Source organism: Vibrio sp. V04_P4A5T148 (genome assembly GCF_963875605.1).
GTDB classification, from domain to species: domain Bacteria; phylum Pseudomonadota; class Gammaproteobacteria; order Enterobacterales; family Vibrionaceae; genus Vibrio; species Vibrio anguillarum.
The window spans coordinates 14,692-33,859 of sequence record NZ_CAWNMS010000016.1; the positions used below are offsets into that span (position 1 = coordinate 14,692).

The 19,168-nt window shown below is 43.3% G+C and carries 19 protein-coding genes; 11 read left to right on the top strand and 8 right to left on the bottom strand.

Annotation, left to right across the window (positions count from 1 at the left end; all coding sequences use genetic code 11):
• The first annotated feature begins 70 nt into the window (after positions 1-70).
• The gene (locus tag AACT18_RS00640; protein WP_094125383.1) at positions 71-802 is read left to right on the top strand and encodes an AzlC family ABC transporter permease; all 732 of its coding nucleotides are present in this window, start codon (positions 71-73) and stop codon (positions 800-802) included.
• The gene (locus AACT18_RS00645) at positions 799-1,119 is read left to right on the top strand and encodes an AzlD domain-containing protein (RefSeq protein WP_013868095.1); all 321 of its coding nucleotides are present in this window, start codon (positions 799-801) and stop codon (positions 1,117-1,119) included. Before AACT18_RS00640 ends, AACT18_RS00645 begins: the two co-directional genes overlap by 4 nt.
• A 58-nt stretch (positions 1,120-1,177) precedes the next feature.
• Here AACT18_RS00645 and AACT18_RS00650 read toward each other — a convergent pair whose 3' ends face one another.
• On the bottom strand, positions 1,178-1,792 hold the full coding sequence (locus AACT18_RS00650) for a fumarylacetoacetate hydrolase family protein (protein WP_013868096.1): 615 nt from the start codon (positions 1,790-1,792) through the stop codon (positions 1,178-1,180).
• Between the two features lie 284 nt (positions 1,793-2,076).
• Here AACT18_RS00650 and AACT18_RS00655 point away from each other — a divergent pair, with 284 nt between their 5' ends.
• The 3 genes from AACT18_RS00655 to AACT18_RS00665 all read left to right on the top strand — a co-directional run bounded on the left by AACT18_RS00655 (position 2,077) and on the right by AACT18_RS00665 (position 5,047).
• Positions 2,077-3,072: a porin gene (locus tag AACT18_RS00655; protein WP_026027939.1), complete on the top strand. Its 996-nt coding sequence runs from the start codon at positions 2,077-2,079 to the stop codon at positions 3,070-3,072.
• Between the two features lie 461 nt (positions 3,073-3,533).
• Positions 3,534-4,418, top strand: a complete 885-nt coding sequence (locus AACT18_RS00660; protein WP_094124592.1) for a DMT family transporter — start codon at positions 3,534-3,536, stop codon at positions 4,416-4,418.
• A gap of 59 nt (positions 4,419-4,477) precedes the next feature.
• Positions 4,478-5,047 (top strand): glutaredoxin domain-containing protein, encoded by a 570-nt coding sequence (locus tag AACT18_RS00665; protein ID WP_010320515.1) that lies wholly within the window; start codon positions 4,478-4,480, stop codon positions 5,045-5,047.
• Positions 5,048-5,243: 196 nt separating this feature from the next.
• Here the strand turns inward: AACT18_RS00665 and AACT18_RS00670 are convergent, their stop codons facing one another.
• The 3 genes from AACT18_RS00670 to AACT18_RS00680 all read right to left on the bottom strand — a co-directional run bounded on the left by AACT18_RS00670 (position 5,244) and on the right by AACT18_RS00680 (position 7,153).
• Positions 5,244-5,378, bottom strand: coding sequence for a hypothetical protein (locus tag AACT18_RS00670; RefSeq protein WP_013868100.1), 135 nt, complete (start codon positions 5,376-5,378; stop codon positions 5,244-5,246).
• Between the two features lie 103 nt (positions 5,379-5,481).
• Positions 5,482-5,832: a hypothetical protein gene (locus tag AACT18_RS00675; RefSeq protein WP_026027570.1), complete on the bottom strand. Its 351-nt coding sequence runs from the start codon at positions 5,830-5,832 to the stop codon at positions 5,482-5,484.
• Between the two features lie 124 nt (positions 5,833-5,956).
• Entirely contained in the window at positions 5,957-7,153 is a 1,197-nt protein-coding gene (locus AACT18_RS00680; RefSeq protein ID WP_094125776.1) for a multidrug effflux MFS transporter, read from the bottom strand.
• Between the two features lie 134 nt (positions 7,154-7,287).
• On the opposite strand from AACT18_RS00680, the gene AACT18_RS00685 reads away from it, so the two are divergent.
• Together AACT18_RS00685 and AACT18_RS00690 are read left to right on the top strand one after the other, a co-directional pair.
• Positions 7,288-8,172, top strand: a complete 885-nt coding sequence (locus AACT18_RS00685) for a LysR family transcriptional regulator (protein WP_176428350.1) — start codon at positions 7,288-7,290, stop codon at positions 8,170-8,172.
• A gap of 215 nt (positions 8,173-8,387) precedes the next feature.
• Positions 8,388-10,220, top strand: a complete 1,833-nt coding sequence (locus tag AACT18_RS00690; protein WP_013868105.1) for a putative bifunctional diguanylate cyclase/phosphodiesterase — start codon at positions 8,388-8,390, stop codon at positions 10,218-10,220.
• Between the two features lie 52 nt (positions 10,221-10,272).
• Here the strand turns inward: AACT18_RS00690 and AACT18_RS00695 are convergent, their stop codons facing one another.
• On the bottom strand, positions 10,273-11,580 hold the full coding sequence (locus tag AACT18_RS00695; protein ID WP_094125774.1) for a peptidoglycan DD-metalloendopeptidase family protein: 1,308 nt from the start codon (positions 11,578-11,580) through the stop codon (positions 10,273-10,275).
• A 186-nt stretch (positions 11,581-11,766) separates the two neighbouring features.
• Positions 11,767-12,066: an isoamylase early set domain-containing protein gene (locus tag AACT18_RS00700; RefSeq protein WP_026028657.1), complete on the bottom strand. Its 300-nt coding sequence runs from the start codon at positions 12,064-12,066 to the stop codon at positions 11,767-11,769.
• Between the two features lie 211 nt (positions 12,067-12,277).
• On the opposite strand from AACT18_RS00700, the gene AACT18_RS00705 reads away from it, so the two are divergent.
• The 4 genes from AACT18_RS00705 (at position 12,278) to AACT18_RS00720 (ending at position 17,436) form a co-directional block, all read left to right on the top strand.
• Positions 12,278-13,939 (top strand): SulP family inorganic anion transporter, encoded by a 1,662-nt coding sequence (locus AACT18_RS00705; RefSeq protein WP_064626469.1) that lies wholly within the window; start codon positions 12,278-12,280, stop codon positions 13,937-13,939.
• 351 nt (positions 13,940-14,290) lie between these two features.
• Positions 14,291-15,667, top strand: coding sequence for a YjiH family protein (locus AACT18_RS00710; RefSeq protein WP_026027937.1), 1,377 nt, complete (start codon positions 14,291-14,293; stop codon positions 15,665-15,667).
• A gap of 201 nt (positions 15,668-15,868) precedes the next feature.
• The gene (locus AACT18_RS00715) at positions 15,869-16,336 is read left to right on the top strand and encodes a molybdopterin-dependent oxidoreductase (RefSeq protein ID WP_013868110.1); all 468 of its coding nucleotides are present in this window, start codon (positions 15,869-15,871) and stop codon (positions 16,334-16,336) included.
• On the top strand, positions 16,336-17,436 hold the full coding sequence (locus AACT18_RS00720; protein WP_094125848.1) for a GGDEF domain-containing protein: 1,101 nt from the start codon (positions 16,336-16,338) through the stop codon (positions 17,434-17,436). The genes AACT18_RS00715 and AACT18_RS00720 overlap by 1 nt, the downstream gene beginning before the upstream one ends.
• Before the next feature lie 73 nt (positions 17,437-17,509).
• Here AACT18_RS00720 and pstB read toward each other — a convergent pair whose 3' ends face one another.
• Both pstB and pstA read right to left on the bottom strand, forming a co-directional pair.
• Entirely contained in the window at positions 17,510-18,259 is a 750-nt protein-coding gene (pstB, locus tag AACT18_RS00725; RefSeq protein ID WP_013868112.1) for a phosphate ABC transporter ATP-binding protein PstB, read from the bottom strand.
• Between the two features lie 45 nt (positions 18,260-18,304).
• Complete coding sequence (pstA, locus tag AACT18_RS00730) at positions 18,305-19,168, bottom strand: phosphate ABC transporter permease PstA (RefSeq protein WP_026027681.1); 864 nt, start codon at positions 19,166-19,168, stop codon at positions 18,305-18,307.

Here is a 19,168-nt window from a genome sequence, read left to right on the forward strand (position 1 = left end):
CAATTTTGTACAATCGCTTGACCCAACCTTGTGGCTTGATAGATTCATCACTTCCAGCAAAGGAATTACTATGGATAGCACACTATTGAACCACATACATTTAGAACCTCGAGGTCGCCTCTTTGGGCAAGGCGCACTGGCCATGCTACCGCTGAGTATTGCCGTTTTACCATGGGGCTTATTGGCGGGATCATTTGCGATTGAAAGTGGCCTGACCGTATTAGAGAGCCAGGCACTCTCTGCGGTTTTATTTGCAGGATCAGCGCAACTCGTCGCCACAGGGATGTTTAAAACAGGTGCAGGGCTGTTGACTCTGCTGATCACCACATTTTTCATCACTTCTCGCCATTTTCTCTACAGCGTTTCCATGCGCAGCAAAATCAGCCCACTCCCGACACGTTGGCGTTTAATTCTGGGTTTTCTGCTCACTGATGAGCTGTTTGCGGTCTGCGGACAACAAAATGAAAAACAGTTTAACCGTTGGTACGCGCTTGGTGCGGGTTTAAGCTTCTATTTAGTTTGGAATTTGGCCACACTGGTCGGCATTATTGCCGGCAGCTACATCCCCGCTTTAAACGAGTTGGGGTTGGAATTTGCAGTCGCGGCTACTTTTATCGCCATTGTCATTCCGAACATTAAAAACATACCGATACTCGTTGCTGTCATCAGTGCCCTAGTGTTATCGGTAAGCCTGACTCTTTGGCAAGTTGAAGGTAGCTTAATGCTAGCAAGCATTGGCGCAATGTGTGCAGGTTATGTTTCTGAAGTTTTACTCTGTTCGAGCAGGAGGAACCAACGATGATTCTGCTTTCTATCCTCGCCATGACCGCTTTGGTCTTTATGAGCCGTTATCTGTTCTTAGAGCCTAAATTACCGCTGCGTCTCAACCCAGTTATCCAGCGCTTACTCACTTATTCTAGCCCTGCTGTATTAACTGCTATTTGGGCTCCGATTGTGTTCCTGCCAGAGCAAACACTTTGGCTTGATCGCCATAATCCCTACTTGTGGGCCGCAGCATTAGCGGGACTGATTGCATGGAAAACCAAGAATGTCCTGCTGACCACGATCATCAGCATGGCGACTTTCTTTTTGCTAAATTTAACGCTCTTAGCCCATTAAAGACAGAGGCTGCGGTGAATACTGATAATAACCGCAGCCCGAATAGCGCAAATCAGTTTTATTGCGCTAGCCATTCAATCTCGATTAAGGTCTGCTCTCCACATTTAAGACGCCCTAAAAAGAGATCGCCACAATGCACTTCTCCAACTCCTTGTGGCGTTCCGGTCATCACAACGTCACCATCACGCAGCGATGTGTAAGATTTCAGCTCTTCTAAAATGATGGCGGGTGAATAGATCATTTGGTTTACACCGCCGCACTGAACCCGAACACAGTTGATGAATAGCTCTAACTGCAACTTATTGATATCGATACCATGCAGTGGCACAAATCGGCTAAGTACTGCTGAACCGTCAAATGCTTTCGCCCGCTCCCAAGGTAAACCTTTTGCTTTAAGCTGAGATTGCAGTACCCGCTTAGTCAGATCTAACCCCAAACCAACCGCGCTATATTGACCTTTTTTGATCAAAAAACAAATTTCAGCTTCATAGTGAAGCGTCTCTTGGTGAAACGAGGATAGAGTGGTTGTGATGCTCGTGTTGGGTTTATTAAACACCACCATTTGTTCTGGTATTGTGTTATTAAGCTCTTGAATATGTTCAATATAGTTCCTTCCAACACACAACACTTTAGACGGGGTTATCTTCTGTTTATCCAAACGAACCGAATACATATACTCTTCCTTGAGATGACTAAGATCGTCGAGTTTACCTCATCTACAGCGCGAGTGAATGGATTTGCATCTTCATTAGATAAAAGTAAGATCTTCGACTCAAAATTCATGGCACCTTGACTATTTTGAACATCACTACATAACATTCTCTTTAATAAATCATCAATAAAAACAACATGTAAACATCATGAATCAGTAATTAAACATTCATTTAAAACATCTACTTTACTCACATCAAACCGTTCGAGCACTGAAGCTCATTGATTATGGATAAGGTAAATAAAATGAAAAAAGCAACAATCGCAACCGCAATTCTTACAGCATTGGTATCAGGTTCTTCTTTTGCTGCGACCGTTTACAAAGCGGATGGAAATGAGCTTAAAGTTGGTGGACGTGCAGAATTTCGTGGCGATTTCGGTGGTGATGACAAAGGCAAAGAAATTGAAGGCACGATGAAAAACAAAAGCCGTGCGCGTTTGAACATTACAGGCTCAACAGAAATCTCTGACTCTTTGAAAGGTTTTGCAACCTATGAAGCAGAGCAAACGGTTAATTCCTCCGCCAGCAACGATAAGAATTCTGATTTCAACCAACGTTACCTATTTGCAGGTTTACAAGCTGATTTTGGTGCTATTTCTGTCGGCCGCCAAGATACGGCTGGCGTGCAAATTTCTCAAATGTCAGACATCGGTACTTATACTGGCGCTCAAAAAGAGTTCATCAACGCAGGTAATGAGCAAATCAACAACACCTTCCTCTACGCAGCTACATTTGATGCCCTCAATGTGAAAGCAAGCTTTATTGCAGGCGAAGAAAAAGACACCGATGGCTTTGGTCTTTCTGCAATTTATAACTTACCTATCGGCCTTGGTTTAGGCTTGGGCTACGCAAGCAACGATAATGGCACAGGCCAAGGTGCGGCGAATCAAATTATTGCCGGTGTAAATTACACGTTGGACGATTTGTACTTAGGCCTGACCTATACACAAGGGGATTTGGACGATAAAGCGAAGAGCGAATTCAACGGGATTGAATTTGCTGCGCAATACAAAATCACAAGTAACTTCCGCTTGATTGGGGTGTATCAAAAAACGGAAAATGAAACTGCAAACGTCACAACGACGAAAAGTGATTTTGCTGAGTTGACAGGGCGTTATGATTTCAATAAATCAATCTACACTTACGTTGCCTACAAAATGAACAACCTAGATAAAAAAGACCTCGGCACTGCGTATGATGCAAAAGACTCTATTCGCCTAGGCCTACGTTACAACTTCTAATTTCAATCATACGAACGCATATACTCCCTAAGGATATCATCCTTTTGGCCAAGCACTCGCTTGGCCTTTTTTATTTGACGGCATTGCACCACAATGAAACACATTGCACTAGGCTAGACCATCCCTCATAGAGCAAATAATATAATTTCATTATTTTTCAATAAGTTAAATTTGGCACACAACCTGCTATGTAATAAGTACAAATACATGGCAGCGTTTGTGCTTCTTTTCAGTGCTAAGGCAGAGCACTGGCCGTTCATGTTCTTTCGCCCTCTTTTTAGGGGGCTTTTTTTATCCCATCACCACAGCCCATACGCAAAATGTTTGGCGTTTCAGACAAGTGGAAATCAGCAGGGATAACACTTGCTCAAATTTATTGAACCACTCCATTCATTTCAGAGATTGGTTTAACGCTGATAAGTCAGTATGATTCAACGACTTTTTCTATAACCCTCTTCTCTATGACAAAAATACTTCACCACCCAATCCAAGGGGCAAGTTGGATGCTAATCGCAGGCCTCGCCTTTGCGATAGTCAATAGCCTTGCTCAAGTCGCCAGTATCAATTATGGCCTGTCATCTACCACGGTGGCGCTGGTTCAATATGCCATCGCGTTAGTCGTTATTTTGCCGTATTTATCAACGTTAGGGATCCGCTACTCGCTGCGCACCGAGCATTTAAGCATGCATATTTTCCGTGTGTTTTTATCTGTGATTGGCATACAACTCTGGTTATGGGCACTCGCCTATCCCGTACCCATTTGGCAAGGTATTGCACTGTTGATGACCTCTCCTCTGTTTGCCACGATTGGCTCAGGCCTTTTTTTAAAAGAGAAAGTGGGTACAGCGCGCTGGGGAGCAACATTAACTGGCTTTGTCGGGGCGATGATCATCCTTGAACCTTGGGCTGACGATTTCAACTGGGCATCGTTGCTGCCTGTTGGCGCGGCATTTTTTTGGGCTTGTTACTCTTTGATGGTGAAAAAACTGTCTGCCCATGACTCACCGTCTACTATGGTGGTCTACCTTTTGGTACTGATCACACCGTTCAATCTACTGCTCGCTTTACCAGATTGGCAAACACCTCAAGGGGGCACTCTATGGCTCATATTGCTTTTTGCGGGTGCGATGACGGCACTGGCTCAATGGGCGATCGTTAAAGCCTATGCGGTGGCAGATGCGTCTTTTGTGCAACCTTTTGATCACGCGAAGCTGCCACTGAATGTTTTGGCGGGTTGGTTAGTGTTTGGCTGGGCACCACCCGGGCGATTATGGCTTGGCGCTGCCATCATTATCGCTTCAGTGGCCTTTATTACTCACTGGGAAACAAAAAAATCTTCGCGTTGAAATAAAAAGTCACTCAACTCTTTCCTATTCTCTAAGCAATGCTTCTTGAGGAAAACACGATGGCAAAACCGATAAAAATCACACTATACCGATGGGCTGGAAGTTGGGGTCCATTTAAAGTCACCATCCCTTGCGGCGAGTGTACGCTCACCAAGGACATTTTGACTGACACCTTCAATAATGAACTGGAGGGCATTCCCATCGAGTTAGAAGTCAAAGACTGGCTATCGTACTGGTGGGAACCCTTGAAACTTGGCGCATGGCACGCCCCAATATTGGTCGTTGAAGGTAAAGTGATCAGCCAAGGAGAAGCGTTAAATCGAGGTGTTTTGGTTCAATCGGTGATCAAAGAGTGGGCACAACGTGACGAGTTAACTGGCAATATTGTGTATGGAAAAGCCACTTGCCCGTACTGCGTCAAAGCAAAGAAATTGCTGGATGAAGCGGGAATTCAATACACCTATCATGATGTAGTCAAAGAAAGTGCGGCGCTGTACCGGATGATCCCAGAAGTTAAAGCCATCATCGGTCAAAAAACGCCCGTCACCGTGCCACAAATTTGGCTAGAAAGCCGCTATATCGGCGGGTGTGATAAATTGGAAGATTGGCTAACCAAAAAAAGTCAGTAGTGCCCCCCAGAGTATCTGGTTACTTTAGAAGAAAAGTACCGACACCTCAGAAACCGCCGACTCTTTAGTCAGTAATGGTAGACGGGCTCTTTGTGGACGAATGGTGGACGAATTTGCACAGTCATTTTTACCCCAGTAAATAAAGCAAAGCCCCAGCTTGTTACCAAGCTAGGGCTTTTTAATTCTTAGGCATTCACTATTTGCTGAATTTCTTCACTAGCGTTTTAATGAAAGACTTTTTCTTTGCTTGTGGTTTGCCATGCATTGCATCATACATCGCTTTTTTTGCGATCAGTTGACCAACGTAAGCACCACCTAATTCATAACCCATGAATCACCTCAACATGTAATTTATTTACCTGATGAGGTGTATATTAGCCCAAAAAAGAACAAAAACAAGACTTGTATCACAAAATAAAGTAATTAATTTTCAGCTAACCGCGTTTAGGCTGCTTATAGGTTTTACCAGCAGCCAAGTAAGTTTCTTTCTGCTTAACTTCAAACATGGTTTCAAAAAACCAAGCAACAAACTTAATAACATCATCGCCTTCATTCATAATGTGTTCGACAAACTCTTCTTCTTCACCTTGCTCATTTTCTTGCAACACGACGTGGTAAATGCGTTGCTCCCCATCCACTTCGGCTAAAGCAAACTGACCCACTAACGATAAGGCTGCTTCAGCAATATCTTGATCTTCAAATACTTTCAGCATATCTAACGCTTGAGGAAGTGTTTTTTGCTCGCACAAGCTTTTGACTAATGCTTGAAATTCATCTTGTTGCATTGATTTTTCCGTCGAATTAATGTCGCCGAGATTATACCTCAAATTATTTCTCTTGTGCCGACATGTACGATGTAAATGCACCACTAGACTTAAACCGCTTCAAACCGGAAGGGTATAAACAGCATTAAGCGAATTTGGTTTGACGTAAGCGATAGGAAGAACACAACACCAAAAACATAGCGCAACTGGTTGCTAAATAGAACCAGCCTAGCGACATCTGACTCGTGATCCATCTTTCCACCAAGTATCCTCCTAAGAATCCAGCTAAACACATTTGAATGGAGCCGGATAAAGCCGCAACGGAGCCCGCTTGAGTTTTGTGTGGCCCGAGCAGCATGCTGGTGGATAATGGAAATGAGATACCTTGCGCAACCGTTAACCAAGTAAATCCCCACACTAAATTGAACACGCTCATCGGTGTTATCAGTAACCAAATACCGGCAAAAGCCATAATGACAATCGCCAAAGCAAGTAAACGTTGGGATGAAAAACGATCATTGAGTAAGTTAACGGCAACACTGCCTATCATCAAACCCGCGGAAGGGACGATCATTACGGTTCCATAATCGGCGGCCGTTAACCCCAGCTTGTTTTGCAAGAGAAAAGGCAGCACAGACAGAGTCACTAAGCTAGATAAATAGCTGATCCAGTTGTAACTGGCGCTGGTCAGCACTTGGGAATTTTTCAAGAGTAGCAAGTAGTTATGCAATACGGCCTTAGGTTGAAACCGATGTTTCGCGTATGGCAACGTTTCTGGCAATATCCACCAACCTAAAATAAAAATGGTACAGATATACACTAATACGAACACAAACACGGACTGCCAACTTAAATGAAAGGCAAGCCACCCACCGAGCACAGGGGCAATAATTGGCATAATTGAGGCTGTGATGGCGATGTAAGAAAGCGCCTTTGTTAATTGCAGACCATCATAACTGTCACGCAGCACACTGCGGCCAAGAACAGAAGCACTTCCCGCGCCAAGCCCTTGCAGTAGGCGACCAGCAGCCAACGCATGAAAATTATCCGAAAAACAGACACACAATACTGTACCGGCCAAATAGATCCCCTGCCCGAGTAAAAATGTCGGGCGTCTACCAACCGCATCAGACAATGGCCCGTAAAAAAGCTGTGACATTCCAAACGCTACTAAAAAGAGCGTGACGAGCCATTGAATACTGGCTTGGTCAACCATTAAGTCTCGGCTGATCAGCGGCAGTGCAGGTAAATAGATGCTCACCCCAACTTGGCCCGTGGCAATGATCATCATCGCCAATAACATCGGCGTCTTTTTAAATGGTGTGCTAGCGAGAGTTTTCATGGGTTGCTAAGTGAGCTCTTATCGTCGGTAGATGTGGTGTCAAAATACGTTTTCAGTATATATTGGCAACTCAGATTTGATAATAAAGCACTCAGGAAATGAATTAGTTCCAATGAGGAATGAGTAGGGTAACAATGGATTGGATACAAAATGTTAAAACATACATGCGAGTGGTTGAAGAAGGAAGCTTTAACGGCGCGGCACGTAAGCTCAATACCACCAGCTCAGCCATCAGTAAACGAGTACATTGGCTGGAAGAGAAAATTGGCGTGCAGTTACTTAAGCGCACCACACGAACGGTGACACAAACCGAAGCGGGTGCTCTCTTTTATGAGCGAGCAAAAGCACAACTTGAAAGTTGGCAATCGGTGGTTGATGAAACACGATCTGTCAGCCAAACTCCCGCTGGCCTGCTAAAAATTGGGGCGACACTCTCTGTGGGCTCAAAATTTTTGGTGCAGTATTTAGATGAATTTCTACAGCGCTACCCTGACATTCGAATCCAACTGACCACAACAACTCCGGGGCAATTGCCCGAACTTCACCTTGATTTATTCATCAGCCGAGAAATTGACCAACTCAACTCCCTCAGTTTTAAAGCCTCACCCCTATTTGAACATAAGGCCGGCTTTTATGCTTCTCCTAACTATATTGAAAAATATGGTATGCCCAAATCTGCCGAACAGCTTCAACAGCACAATGTCTTGATTTGGGGAGAACACACAACGCGCGAATTAAAAACCTCAACGGGCAAACGCCTATCGTTATCGGGTAACTTCGCGACAACCAATCCAGAAGCACTTTTCTATGCAGGCAAAAATGGCATGGGAGTGATTGTCACCAACGACGTGATGGTCAAAGAAGAGCTACGTTTGGGCAATCTGGTACGTTTGCTACCCGATATCACCGTTGATCAAGCAACGGTTTACGCTTATTACCCTAAACTTGATTATCAACACACTCGAACTCATTTATTTCTCAACTACTTAAAAGAAAAATTAACGAATGAAGCTAGGTAACTAAATTGGGGTTACGTCTATTTCCATCACACAATTGTCCACCAGAGCAAATTTACCCTAGACAAAAAAGTACTCATAAAACTCTGCAACTAAGCCGCTGAATAACCAATATTTTATTTTTTTACGTCTCAAGTACCCATCATTGCGAGTGGCAAAACTGCGCAATGTCGACCATAGTCACTAAGTGCATATTCTAAAAAAACAGAGTACGACATATGACTAAAACATCATTGGCTAGGGATGCAGTTAGTCTAAACACCATTAACGAGCTCATGCTGCTCGATGGCTCTGAGTTACATGATCGGGCCACATTGGTGCTGCATACACATTTTCAAACCTGCTGTACATGCATCGTCGAGTTAGACAAATGGCATTACAGAGCTCACACCTTATCTCATGCTGGTGAGACGCCAGACAACAACGACACGGGTTATCCGCTCAGGGGAACACCGTGTGAGCAAGTGTGGAAATCAAAACAGGAATACTGTCTGTTTCCATCACAAGTGACCAAAATTTTTCCTGATGACAAGTTTCTAATTGAAAATAAGATTGATGCCTATATCGGTATTCCCCTACGTGCCAAGAATGGCGAAATACTCGGAATGCTCGTGTCTACCTTCTATTCTCCCATCGAAGATGAGGAATTCGTGATTGGCTACCACCGAATCATTGCGAACATAGTCGTTCACAGCCTGCGCAATAAGTGGTTGAGCGAACGCTCTGACAGCTTGGTTAATCAACTTAGCTACGAAGTTTCTCACGACAACCTGACTGATTTAATGAACCGCAGTTATCTAGCTGACAAATTAGAACGCTTAGTTGAAACAACCAATGAACCGTTTACTCTTGCTTATTTAGACATCGATAATTTTAAATCGATCAATGACTTATATGGGCACTATATTGGCGACCAAATCATTAAGTTTGTGGCTAATGCCATCATTAAAAGCGTTCCGGAAGAGAATTTGGCATTTCGAATCGCAGGGGATGAATATGCGTTTATCACCTTCTCTAATGATCCGTTGCAAATCTGCCGCTGTATATTGGATAAGCTAAATACAGGTTATGTCGATGCATCACATCGCATTAAAATTAGCTTAAGCATTGGCATTTCAAGGAAAACTCAAGAGACAATCACGGCCGATCAACTGATTCTCAATGCCTGTTTAGCACTCAAAGAGTGTAAGCAAACTCGCGGTAGTAATATCCGTTGCTATGATACCCATCTGAGTGACCAATACCATCGTCAAACCCAAATCACAGAAGCTCTACGCCGTGAACTCAATAAGTTAACCAGTAAAAATAGTGAGCTATTTGTGGTGGCGCAACCGATCGTCAGTCGTCACCAAGAACAGTGGAACTATTTTGAGATTCTCACTCGCTGGAATAGCGAAACTCTGGGTGCGATTTCACCGATTGAGTTTATCGATACTGCTGAGCAGTCAGGTTTAATTGTGGAATTAGGAGAACGCATTGTTGAGCTGGCATGCCTAGCAAAAGTTGAGCTAGAGGAGGGCTTAGGCTACAAGGTAAAATTAGGACTTAACTGTTCGGCACATGAACTGATCAACTCCAAGCGCTATCTCGAACACTTAATGCAAACCATTACTCAATACGGCTTTGAGCCTAATGAATTCACAATTGAGCTCACCGAAACAGTACTACTTTCACAAACCAGTGAAGTTAGATACATCTTAGATAAGCTCAGACTACTTGGTTTTACCATCGCGCTTGATGACTTTGGCACTGGCTATTCGAGCTTGAATTACATCCATAGCTACCCCATCGATTGCATTAAAATTGATGCCACTTTTATCAAAAACATGGTATGTAACGAAACAGCGGAGCGCGTAGTTTGGTTGATTATTCAATTGGCAAATCAACTTCGAGTTGATCTCGTCGCAGAAGGGGTGGAGAACCAAGAAGCTCTGGAGAAACTCTATGCTATGGGCTGTGAACAGATCCAAGGTTACTATTTTTCAAAGCCAGAAACACCGCACTCTATCGTGACTCACTGGAACAACATGAGCCATGTACGGCGCGCATAAAAAACCCTCACTCTGAAAGTGAGGGATTACTAATATCCATTATGCTATCACATTAAGACTCTTGGTCAGCCGAAGACTCACTGGTGGCATACCGCAGTTCTTGCTGCTGAAGCATAGAATCGAGTTCATTACGCCTTGCAACAAACCCCGCCATCTCTTTTTTAGGCACTGAGTTTGCCATTGGTATGTTGGCGGTCATGGCATTCACTGCGCGATCTCGAACCATCAGCTCATAATGCAGATGAGGCCCAGTGACTCGGCCCGATTGCCCAGATAAACCGATCCGCTCACCTCGCGATACTTTCTGACCTTTACGCACTAAAATTTTACTCAAATGCAAATAGCGTGTTTTGTAAGTACTGCCATGTTGTATCACCACGTAATTACCCGCATAAGGGTGCTTACGCGTCATGATCACCGTACCATCGCCAGTCGAGAATACCGGAGTACCGACTGGTACACCAAAATCAGTACCATTGTGCGGAGCCACTCTTTTTGTGACTGGGTGCAGGCGATGCGCATCAAAGTTAGAGGTAATGCGTTTATTTGTCGTCGGATAGCGTTGAAATGCGCGCTGTAAACTATCGCCATTTTTGTCATAGTACTGCCCATCACGGTGTAAATAAGCAGAAACGTCTTTGCCTCGACTGTAGATTTTAATCGCTTGGATTTCACGATTGCCCGTCAATTTCTCACCGACAAATTGACGAGATTGAACCACTTCAAATCGATCGCCAACCCTAAGATCACGAGAGAAATTGAGTTTATCTTTAAGTAAAGAGACGATCTGTTCTATCTCAGCGCTGCCTAACCCTATCGAATTGACCGACTGAGAAAAGCTGCCTTGGATCTCGCCAACCATGGCGAACTCTTTCCATACACCCGGTATTTTAACATCTTGAAACTCATAGGTACCATCATCTAAACGTGAATATACCGCGCGCTCGACTAGGCTAAATTCTAGCTCCATTTTGGAAAGCGCATTTCCATTTTGCGCTTTCCAAAACCTGAGGATGTTGCCAGGTTTTAACGTATCCAATGCGAGGTAGTTTAAATCGGTTTCCATAATCTTCATCAAGTCTTGGTAACCAAAGCCAAGTTGATTAAAGATAGTACTTAAATTGTCACCAGATTTAATCTCATATTCAAAATCCGGAAGATTTTTTACCTCAATAGCATCAGATAAAATCGACTGAACAATTTGAGTTTCGGTAATAGAGAGCTCAATTTGGCGCTGTAAGGAGCTATCCTGAATAGACGAGGAAAATGCGATGGCCGCGACAATCGGTAGGCCAATAATCGACGCTTTTTTTGTAAGTGAAAGCTCAGAAAAGCGCAGAATGAGAGAACGAGGAAGCACTATCTATCCTGTGGATTAAGTCAAAAGAGCCTCAAGATTAAGACTTTCTGTTTCAAAAGTCACCTATATCGTGTGATTCTATGGTCAAAAAAGGCACCGGAGTGCCTTATAATAAATCAACAATTACACGTAAAAATGAGTACTGTCCTAATCATATTTCACGCTTTCACAAGATTTATCAACAACCTATTGATAAGTCGTTACTAGGCTATTTTCCTCGCCAAAACCATTGGCAATGTACTGGTCAGCGCTAGGATCGTTAACCCATTGTTGGTCATCCAACAAGTAACGAAATTGAAATTCAGCATCTTTAGGTAAACGGGTTTTAAATTTAAAACTATTACTTTTCGCCACCTTTTTCATTGGTTCTGGTTGCCAGTCAAGAAAGTCCGCGACTATCGCAACATTGCCAGCCGTATCTGGGACGTCCACTTCAAAGGTCACTTCGACTTCTTCTTTTGTTTTAAAAAAACGTTTATTAATCATCACAAACTCCATCTCTGTATAAAAAACATCCTACCTAATGAATCATAAGAAAATAGACTCACATCCACAACTCTAAATAGTAAAAATTCCGCCGCCGAACCACTATATTTATAACCTCCGTTGAATATTCACCCCTCTTTACAGCATTTTAAATGAGCGTAGAATCCACCGCGCTTTCTATTTTCCCCTATTTTCAATAAGGTTATCAATTATGTTTGCCGTATATGAATCCTATAAAGCCGGTCTGCTACGACCAAAACAGTGGCTAAATAATATCAGTGCAGGTTTGATTGTAGGGGTTGTCGCTCTGCCACTGGCGATGGCATTCGCTATTGCTTCTGGCGTGAAACCGGAGCAAGGGATATACACCGCCATTATTGCAGGCGTTATCGTTTCACTGTTTGGCGGCTCGCGAGTGCAGATAGCCGGCCCAACGGGCGCTTTCATCGTGATACTCGCTGGAATTGTTAGCCAGTATGGGGTCAGTGGGCTGCAGATAGCCACTATGATGGCCGGTGTGATTCTATTGGTTCTGGGGGTCGCAAAACTCGGTAGCATCATCCGCTATATTCCTGACCCCGTAATCGTCGGCTTCACCAGCGGTATCGGTGTCATCATCTGGGTTGGGCAATGGCAAGAATTCTTTGGCCTCCCCAAGATCGAAGGTGAGCATTTTCATCAAAAATTAGTGTCTATTTTCCATGCCTTTCCGCAGATGGATTGGGCCACCACAAGCCTTGCATTATTTTCACTCACGCTGGTTATCTTCGGTCCTAAGATCCCGAAGCTCTCGAAAGTGCCAGGGCCACTGCTTGCTCTCGTCACAGTTACCGTGTTGCAATATTTTGTTGGCTTTGAAGGGATCCGCACGATTGGATCGGCTTTTGGAGGCATACCTCAAGGACTGCCAGAGTTTTCGCTTCCAGAAGTTAGCTTCTCTCAAATTATTCTATTGATTGGCCCTGCTTTTGCGATTGCCATGCTAGGTGCGATTGAATCATTGCTTTCTGCGGTGGTCGCCGATGGTATGGCGGGCACCAAACACAACTCAAACCAAGAGTTAGTCGGCCAAGGTATCGCTAATATCGTGGCTCCGCTCTTCGGTGGTATTGCAGCAACAGGCGCCATTGCACGTACTGCAACCAATATACGCAACGGGGGGACAAGCCCACTTTCGGGCGTGGTGCACTCGCTCACTCTGGTCATTATCCTTATTGCACTTGCACCATTAGCCGTCAATATTCCACTGGCAGTACTCAGTGCGATTTTGTTCGTCGTAGCATGGAACATGAGTGAAGTTCCCCACTTTATTAAATTGGTTAAACGTGCACCCAAAGCCGATGTGGTTATTTTGTTGCTAACATTTGGATTAACCGTGTTTGCTGACTTAGTTGTCGCCGTCAACATCGGGGTGATCATCGCTACCCTTCACTTTGTAAAACGTATGGCATCTAGTGTTGAGGTAAAAGCCAGTACACACCATGAGCTCAGTGCTGAGCTGCTTCGTCATGGGCAAACTCAGTTACCAAGAGAGCTCGCCGTTTACGCCTTAGAAGGCCCATTTTTCTTTGCTGCGGCTGAAACCTTTGAGCGTGTGATGAGCAGCATTCAAGAGCAGCCAGAAATTTTAATTATTCGTCTTAAATGGGTTCCATTTATGGACATTACTGGCCTGCAATCCATTGAGGAAATGATCGAAAACTTCCATAAAAAGAATGTGCAAGTGTTGATCTCTGGTGCAAATACTCGTGTTGCAATGAAACTGAAAAAAGCGGGGATTGTTGATTTGGTCGGTGAAGATAATTTCTTTAGTCAATTCGATGATGCGCTCAGCGTTAGCCTACAACGTTTGAATATCAGTACAGCTCAATAAAGCTCATTGGACCTATACATTTTTGGCCTTTAGCCTACGGTTAAAGGCCTTTGACTGACCCGTCCCTCTTACCTTAACCACCCAATTTTCCTCAGCCCTCCTTAATTCTTTTTAAAACGCACGCCTCAATCACCAACAAATTATTAACCAATGCAACAATAACAAAACAAATGACCATGTTATCTGAGAATAACAGCTCTTTTGTTTGAATACTTAACCTTGATTAATGAATAGTATTGCAAGCCATCTTAAAAATAGATATTCTTGCCTGCAATGACTAAATAGAGCTATTTAGTGCATTTTTATGCCACCAATTGGTGACTATTGACCCGCAGTAATACGAGACACGACATGCAAGATAACGCTCAAACTATTGAAGCTCCTGTAGCACCAACACAAAGTAGCTTTTGGATGTTTTTCATCCCTTCGTTAATTGGTCTATTTTTGTTTATGGCGCCAATTAGCTACCAAGGTGACTTAACCATTCCAGTTGCCGTCCTTGCTAAATCTATCCAAGCTATTTTGGGTGATTACCTTGTTGCAATAGTGACAGTGATCATCGCCTTTATGTCTGCAGCTTCCATTTTATGTAAAATTTTTCAACCTGCATTCATTACAAAGAGTCCTTTCTTAAATGGGCTTTTTAATCCATCGGCTCTTTGGTTAGCCGTCCGTGTATTTGGTGGTATCGCCGTCATTATGACGTTTTTCCAAATCGGCCCTAAGGCTATCTGGGAAGAAAACACTGGCGGTATGGTTCTTGAGGGTTTATTACCCACTTTATTTTCTGTATTTATTTTTGCAGGGCTTTTGCTGCCTTTACTGCTTAACTTCGGGCTACTGGAGCTATTTGGTAGTTTATTAAGCAGAATCATGCGTCCAGTTTTCAACCTTCCAGGCCGTAGCGCAATCGACTGCATGGCTTCTTGGTTGGGCGACGGTAGTGTCGGTATTTTGCTGACCAGCAAACAGTACGAAAGCAAATTCTACACACAGCGTGAAGCCGCTATTGTTGGTACAACGTTTTCTGCCGTTTCAATTACCTTCAGCTTAGTCGTTATTGCGCAAGTTAAGCTAGAGCATCTGTTCCTACCTTTTTATGGCACCATTTGCCTTGCAGGCTTTGTTGCAGCGATCATCATTCCTCGCCTGCCACCATTAAGTTTCAAAAAGAACACTTATATTGATGGTACCTCTCCAGCTAAAGATGCCGATGCAGTTCCAAGCGGCCATACCTCGTTCTCATGGGGGATGGAATTAGCACTGGCGAAAGCAAGCCAAGTTAAATCTGCAAAATCGATCTTCGCTGAAGGCATGCGTAACGCTGTTGATATGGTGTTTGGTGTGCTACCTGTCGTGATGGGCTTGGGTACTCTGGCTCTGATTGTTGCAGAATACACCTCTGTATTTTCTGTATTGGGCCAACCCTTTATTCCTTTTCTAGAATTACTTGGTGTACCAGAAGCGGTTCAAGCATCTCAAACCATTGTGGTCGGTTTTGCGGATATGTTTATTCCCGCGATTCTTGCAGCTTCCATTGATAATGAAATGACACGTTTCGTGATTGCAGCCATGTCAGTGACTCAGTTGATCTATATGTCTGAAGTGGGTGCATTAATGTTAGGCAGCAAAATTCCTGTCAACATCCTTGAGCTGTTTGTCATATTTATTCTGCGTACGCTCATTACACTGCCAGTGATAGCTGGTGTAGCACATCTCATTTTTTAGTAAACAATGCGGCAGTAACGGCACTAATAACATTTCAATATGCAAGTCCCCACTTATGTGGGGATTTTTTTGTTCTAAACTAAAGATTGATTCGACCAAATTAATAGAAATATAAATAGAAAATAATTTCATTGATTAAATTATCACCTTATACTTTTAGCCTATGCTCTAAGAAAAAAGCAGAAGTAAATAAGGTAGTTTATGATGAGATGGATAACCGCTTTACCACTTATTTTTTTCAGCTTATTTGTTCATGCTGCAAGCTTAACTATTACCCTCCCAAACCAAGATCGGGTTACTTATTCTCTTGCACAATTGGCAGAGATACTGCCTCGTGAAACCTTCACGACTCAGCTTCCTTGGTTACCAAAAGAAAATACTTTCACTGGTTTTAAAGTTATTGATTTAATTAATCATTTGCAAGTTGGACAGGTTTCTTCTGTATCATTTTTGGCCATTAATGATTACGCCGCTAATATTGCAATTGAAAACTTAACTCGCTATGAACCCATTATTGCTTATCACATGAATGGCGATGAAATGAAAATAAGAAACAAGGGGCCATTTTGGCTGATCTACAATCTAGATAAATATCCACAAATAGACAATGGCATTTATTACACCCAAATGGTGTGGCAGTTAGAAAAACTATTGATTCACGGTAAATAATGAATTTTACAAAACACAGCACTTTACACCCCTTGCTATACCGGGCAAAAACACTGTTGATTGTCCTGTCAGCCACCTTGATCGTCGCTAATTTGTATATACTTTCGACCACACGCTCTTTAGCCAACTCCTATACAGACCAGCGTAACTATGCAACTTGGTATTTATTCCAGCTCACCAAGGAGTATTCTGAGCTGGTTGCTTCGATTCCTTATTACCTAGAGTCAAAGGAGAAGAAAGCGCACACTTGGCTGCAGTATGAGCTGATTTGGAGCCGTTTTGACTTGATTCTAACGAGTAAGGAATCGGATAATTTTATGGGCAGAACGGATTCCCAGCATTTCTTTAAGAACAACTTTGATGATTTCAAAATATTAGAAAGCTTATTGCTGGCCGTTAAAGATCAAAAGTCATTGGCTGTATTTGAAAAACATACCCACTTGATTTACGACCAAGTTATCGGCTATGTAAACCAAAACTTTCAACTGCAAAGCCCTATCTATCTCGAGCAAAAAGAAAAAGCAAATAGGCTAACACAGGTACAATTTCTGCTGATGTTCTTGATGCTGGGTTGCATTGGCTTAGTTAGCTATATTTTTCATAAAGAAGCGGTTGCTCAGCGTACCTTAGCATTAACTGACCCTCTAACTGGGCTTGCTAACCGCCTTGCTATGTTTGAAGAGCTGAATCAAATTTCTACCAACAACCCCTTCTCTCTCTTTCTTCTCGACTTAAATGGCTTTAAGCCCATTAACGACCAAAATGGTCATAAAGCAGGGGACAGTGTGTTGCAACAAGTAGCGTTTCGCTTAACACATTCGATTCCAACCTTTGATTATTCGGTATTTCGTATGGGGGGTGATGAGTTTGCCCTGATCATCCATAGCGTAGATGCGATGGAACTGAGCATTATGCAACGCCACATTAAAGCGTGTTTTAAAGAGAATTTCTTCGTGGATAATGGAGTGGGAGCAAAGCTTTCAACCAGTATCGGTATTGCCTCTTTTCCTAAAGATTCAGCCAATATTAATCAATTAATACATATTGCGGATAAGAATATGTATGCCATGAAGTTTCTACAAAAAAGCCCCTCTGTATGAGGGGCAAAGTTACCATCGCTTTATAGTTATAATGAGTCCGCTATTATTTCAGGTTAGTCGCTGCAATAAGTGACTAGCCGAAATCGCCATTGACATATCCCATAGTTCTATCATCTTTAGGATTGTTGAAAATCACTTGTGTATCATTGTGTTCAACCAATTCCCCCATTAAGAAAAACGCCGTGCGATCTGAAATACGACGCGCTTGCTGCATTGAGTGCGTGACAATAACGATGGTGTAATTCTTTTTCAGCTCTTCCATCAATTCTTCAATTTTGTGTGTTGCAATCGGGTCAAGTGCGGACGTTGGTTCATCCATCAAAATCACATCCGGCTCCATCGCTATCGTACGTGCGATGCACAAACGCTGTTGTTGACCACCAGAGAGGCCAAACGCATGCGACTTCAAGCGATCTTTTACTTCATTCCACAACGCCGCGCCGCGCAATGAGCGCTCAACCACTTCATCGATGTGCTTTTTATCTTTAATCCCTTGTGCGCGTAACCCATACGCCACGTTTTCATAAATACTCATTGGGAACGGATTTGGCTTTTGGAACACCATTCCCACTTTGATACGCAGATCTGCAACATCAATATTGCCGTAAATATCTTGCCCATCCATCGCCAATTTACCGGTGATAGTCACGCCTTCAATGAGGTCATTCATTCGGTTCAAACAGCGTAATAAAGTCGATTTTCCGCAGCCAGAAGGGCCAATCAGCGCTGTCACTTGACGAGTTGGAATAGGCAGGTTGATTGATTTTAGCGCTTGGTTATCGCCATAAAAAAGGTCTAGGTTTTCAATATTAAATTTGTTCATTCTTGTTATCTCTCAAAATTCTGTAAATCACGCCCAACGCTCTGCTTAATAAGAAGCGGTATTAAATCGTCTTGCGATTAGCTTCGTCACCATGTTGATCAGTAGCACAACCACAATCAGCACGGTTGCTGTGCCGTAGGCTTGATTCCACTCTTCAACCGTGAACAGCTCTGTTGTGAGCTTGTAAAGGTGAACGGTTAGGGTGCGGCCTGAATCGAGCAATGAATCAGGAATACGTGCCACCATTCCTGCGGTTAAAAACACAGGGGCCGACTCGCCAATAACACGACCAATACTCAAAATAATTGACGTGAGAATGCCGGGCATTGCACTTGGCAAAATCAGACGCCAAATGGTGTATATTTTTGAGGCTCCAAGACCATAAGAACCTTCGCGATAAGTTTGAGGAACGGCCATCAACGCTTCTTCTGTGGTCCGAATGATCACAGGCAAAATCAAAATGCTGAGCGTTAGCGCACCCGACAAAATAGAGAAGCCTAAGCCTAGAATCACCACAAAGAAGGTCATGCCAAATAGACCAAAGATAATGGAGGGGATCCCCGCCAAAGATTCGGTACAAAAGCGGATCACTTTCACCAAGCGGCTACCGATTTTGGCGTATTCGGTAAGATAAATCGCCGTCATAATACCCAACGGGGCGGCCACCGAAATAGAAGCGATCACCATATAAATCGTCGATATGATCATCGGGAAGATCCCGTGTTCATTGCCAGTACGGGTGTAATCGTCAGTAACGAAATTCCAATCTACGTGTTGTAGCCCGTTAGAAAGGATGTACCAGATAATCCAAAATAGGAAGCCGACTGTTACAGCAGCCGCAATCCAAATAGATATTTTCAATACGTTATCTTTTAGCTGGCGGGCACGTTTTAGTTTTACTGTATCCAT

What these genes read in the sequence shown, in the direction of transcription:
- AACT18_RS00640 (WP_094125383.1), top strand. Translation starts at nt 71, where the DNA reads ATGGATAGCACACTATTGAACCACATACATTTAGAACCTCGAGGTCGC.
- AACT18_RS00645 (WP_013868095.1), top strand. Translation starts at nt 799, where the DNA reads ATGATTCTGCTTTCTATCCTCGCCATGACCGCTTTGGTCTTTATGAGC.
- AACT18_RS00650 (WP_013868096.1), bottom strand. Translation starts at nt 1,792, where the DNA reads ATGTATTCGGTTCGTTTGGATAAACAGAAGATAACCCCGTCTAAAGTG.
- AACT18_RS00655 (WP_026027939.1), top strand. Translation starts at nt 2,077, where the DNA reads ATGAAAAAAGCAACAATCGCAACCGCAATTCTTACAGCATTGGTATCA.
- AACT18_RS00660 (WP_094124592.1), top strand. Translation starts at nt 3,534, where the DNA reads ATGACAAAAATACTTCACCACCCAATCCAAGGGGCAAGTTGGATGCTA.
- AACT18_RS00665 (WP_010320515.1), top strand. Translation starts at nt 4,478, where the DNA reads ATGGCAAAACCGATAAAAATCACACTATACCGATGGGCTGGAAGTTGG.
- AACT18_RS00670 (WP_013868100.1), bottom strand. Translation starts at nt 5,378, where the DNA reads ATGGGTTATGAATTAGGTGGTGCTTACGTTGGTCAACTGATCGCAAAA.
- AACT18_RS00675 (WP_026027570.1), bottom strand. Translation starts at nt 5,832, where the DNA reads ATGCAACAAGATGAATTTCAAGCATTAGTCAAAAGCTTGTGCGAGCAA.
- AACT18_RS00680 (WP_094125776.1), bottom strand. Translation starts at nt 7,153, where the DNA reads ATGAAAACTCTCGCTAGCACACCATTTAAAAAGACGCCGATGTTATTG.
- AACT18_RS00685 (WP_176428350.1), top strand. Translation starts at nt 7,288, where the DNA reads ATGGATTGGATACAAAATGTTAAAACATACATGCGAGTGGTTGAAGAA.
- AACT18_RS00690 (WP_013868105.1), top strand. Translation starts at nt 8,388, where the DNA reads ATGACTAAAACATCATTGGCTAGGGATGCAGTTAGTCTAAACACCATT.
- AACT18_RS00700 (WP_026028657.1), bottom strand. Translation starts at nt 12,066, where the DNA reads ATGATTAATAAACGTTTTTTTAAAACAAAAGAAGAAGTCGAAGTGACC.
- AACT18_RS00705 (WP_064626469.1), top strand. Translation starts at nt 12,278, where the DNA reads ATGTTTGCCGTATATGAATCCTATAAAGCCGGTCTGCTACGACCAAAA.
- AACT18_RS00710 (WP_026027937.1), top strand. Translation starts at nt 14,291, where the DNA reads ATGCAAGATAACGCTCAAACTATTGAAGCTCCTGTAGCACCAACACAA.
- AACT18_RS00715 (WP_013868110.1), top strand. Translation starts at nt 15,869, where the DNA reads ATGATGAGATGGATAACCGCTTTACCACTTATTTTTTTCAGCTTATTT.
- AACT18_RS00720 (WP_094125848.1), top strand. Translation starts at nt 16,336, where the DNA reads ATGAATTTTACAAAACACAGCACTTTACACCCCTTGCTATACCGGGCA.
- pstB (WP_013868112.1), bottom strand. Translation starts at nt 18,259, where the DNA reads ATGAACAAATTTAATATTGAAAACCTAGACCTTTTTTATGGCGATAAC.
- pstA (WP_026027681.1), bottom strand. Translation starts at nt 19,168, where the DNA reads ATGGATACAGTAAAACTAAAACGTGCCCGCCAGCTAAAAGATAACGTA.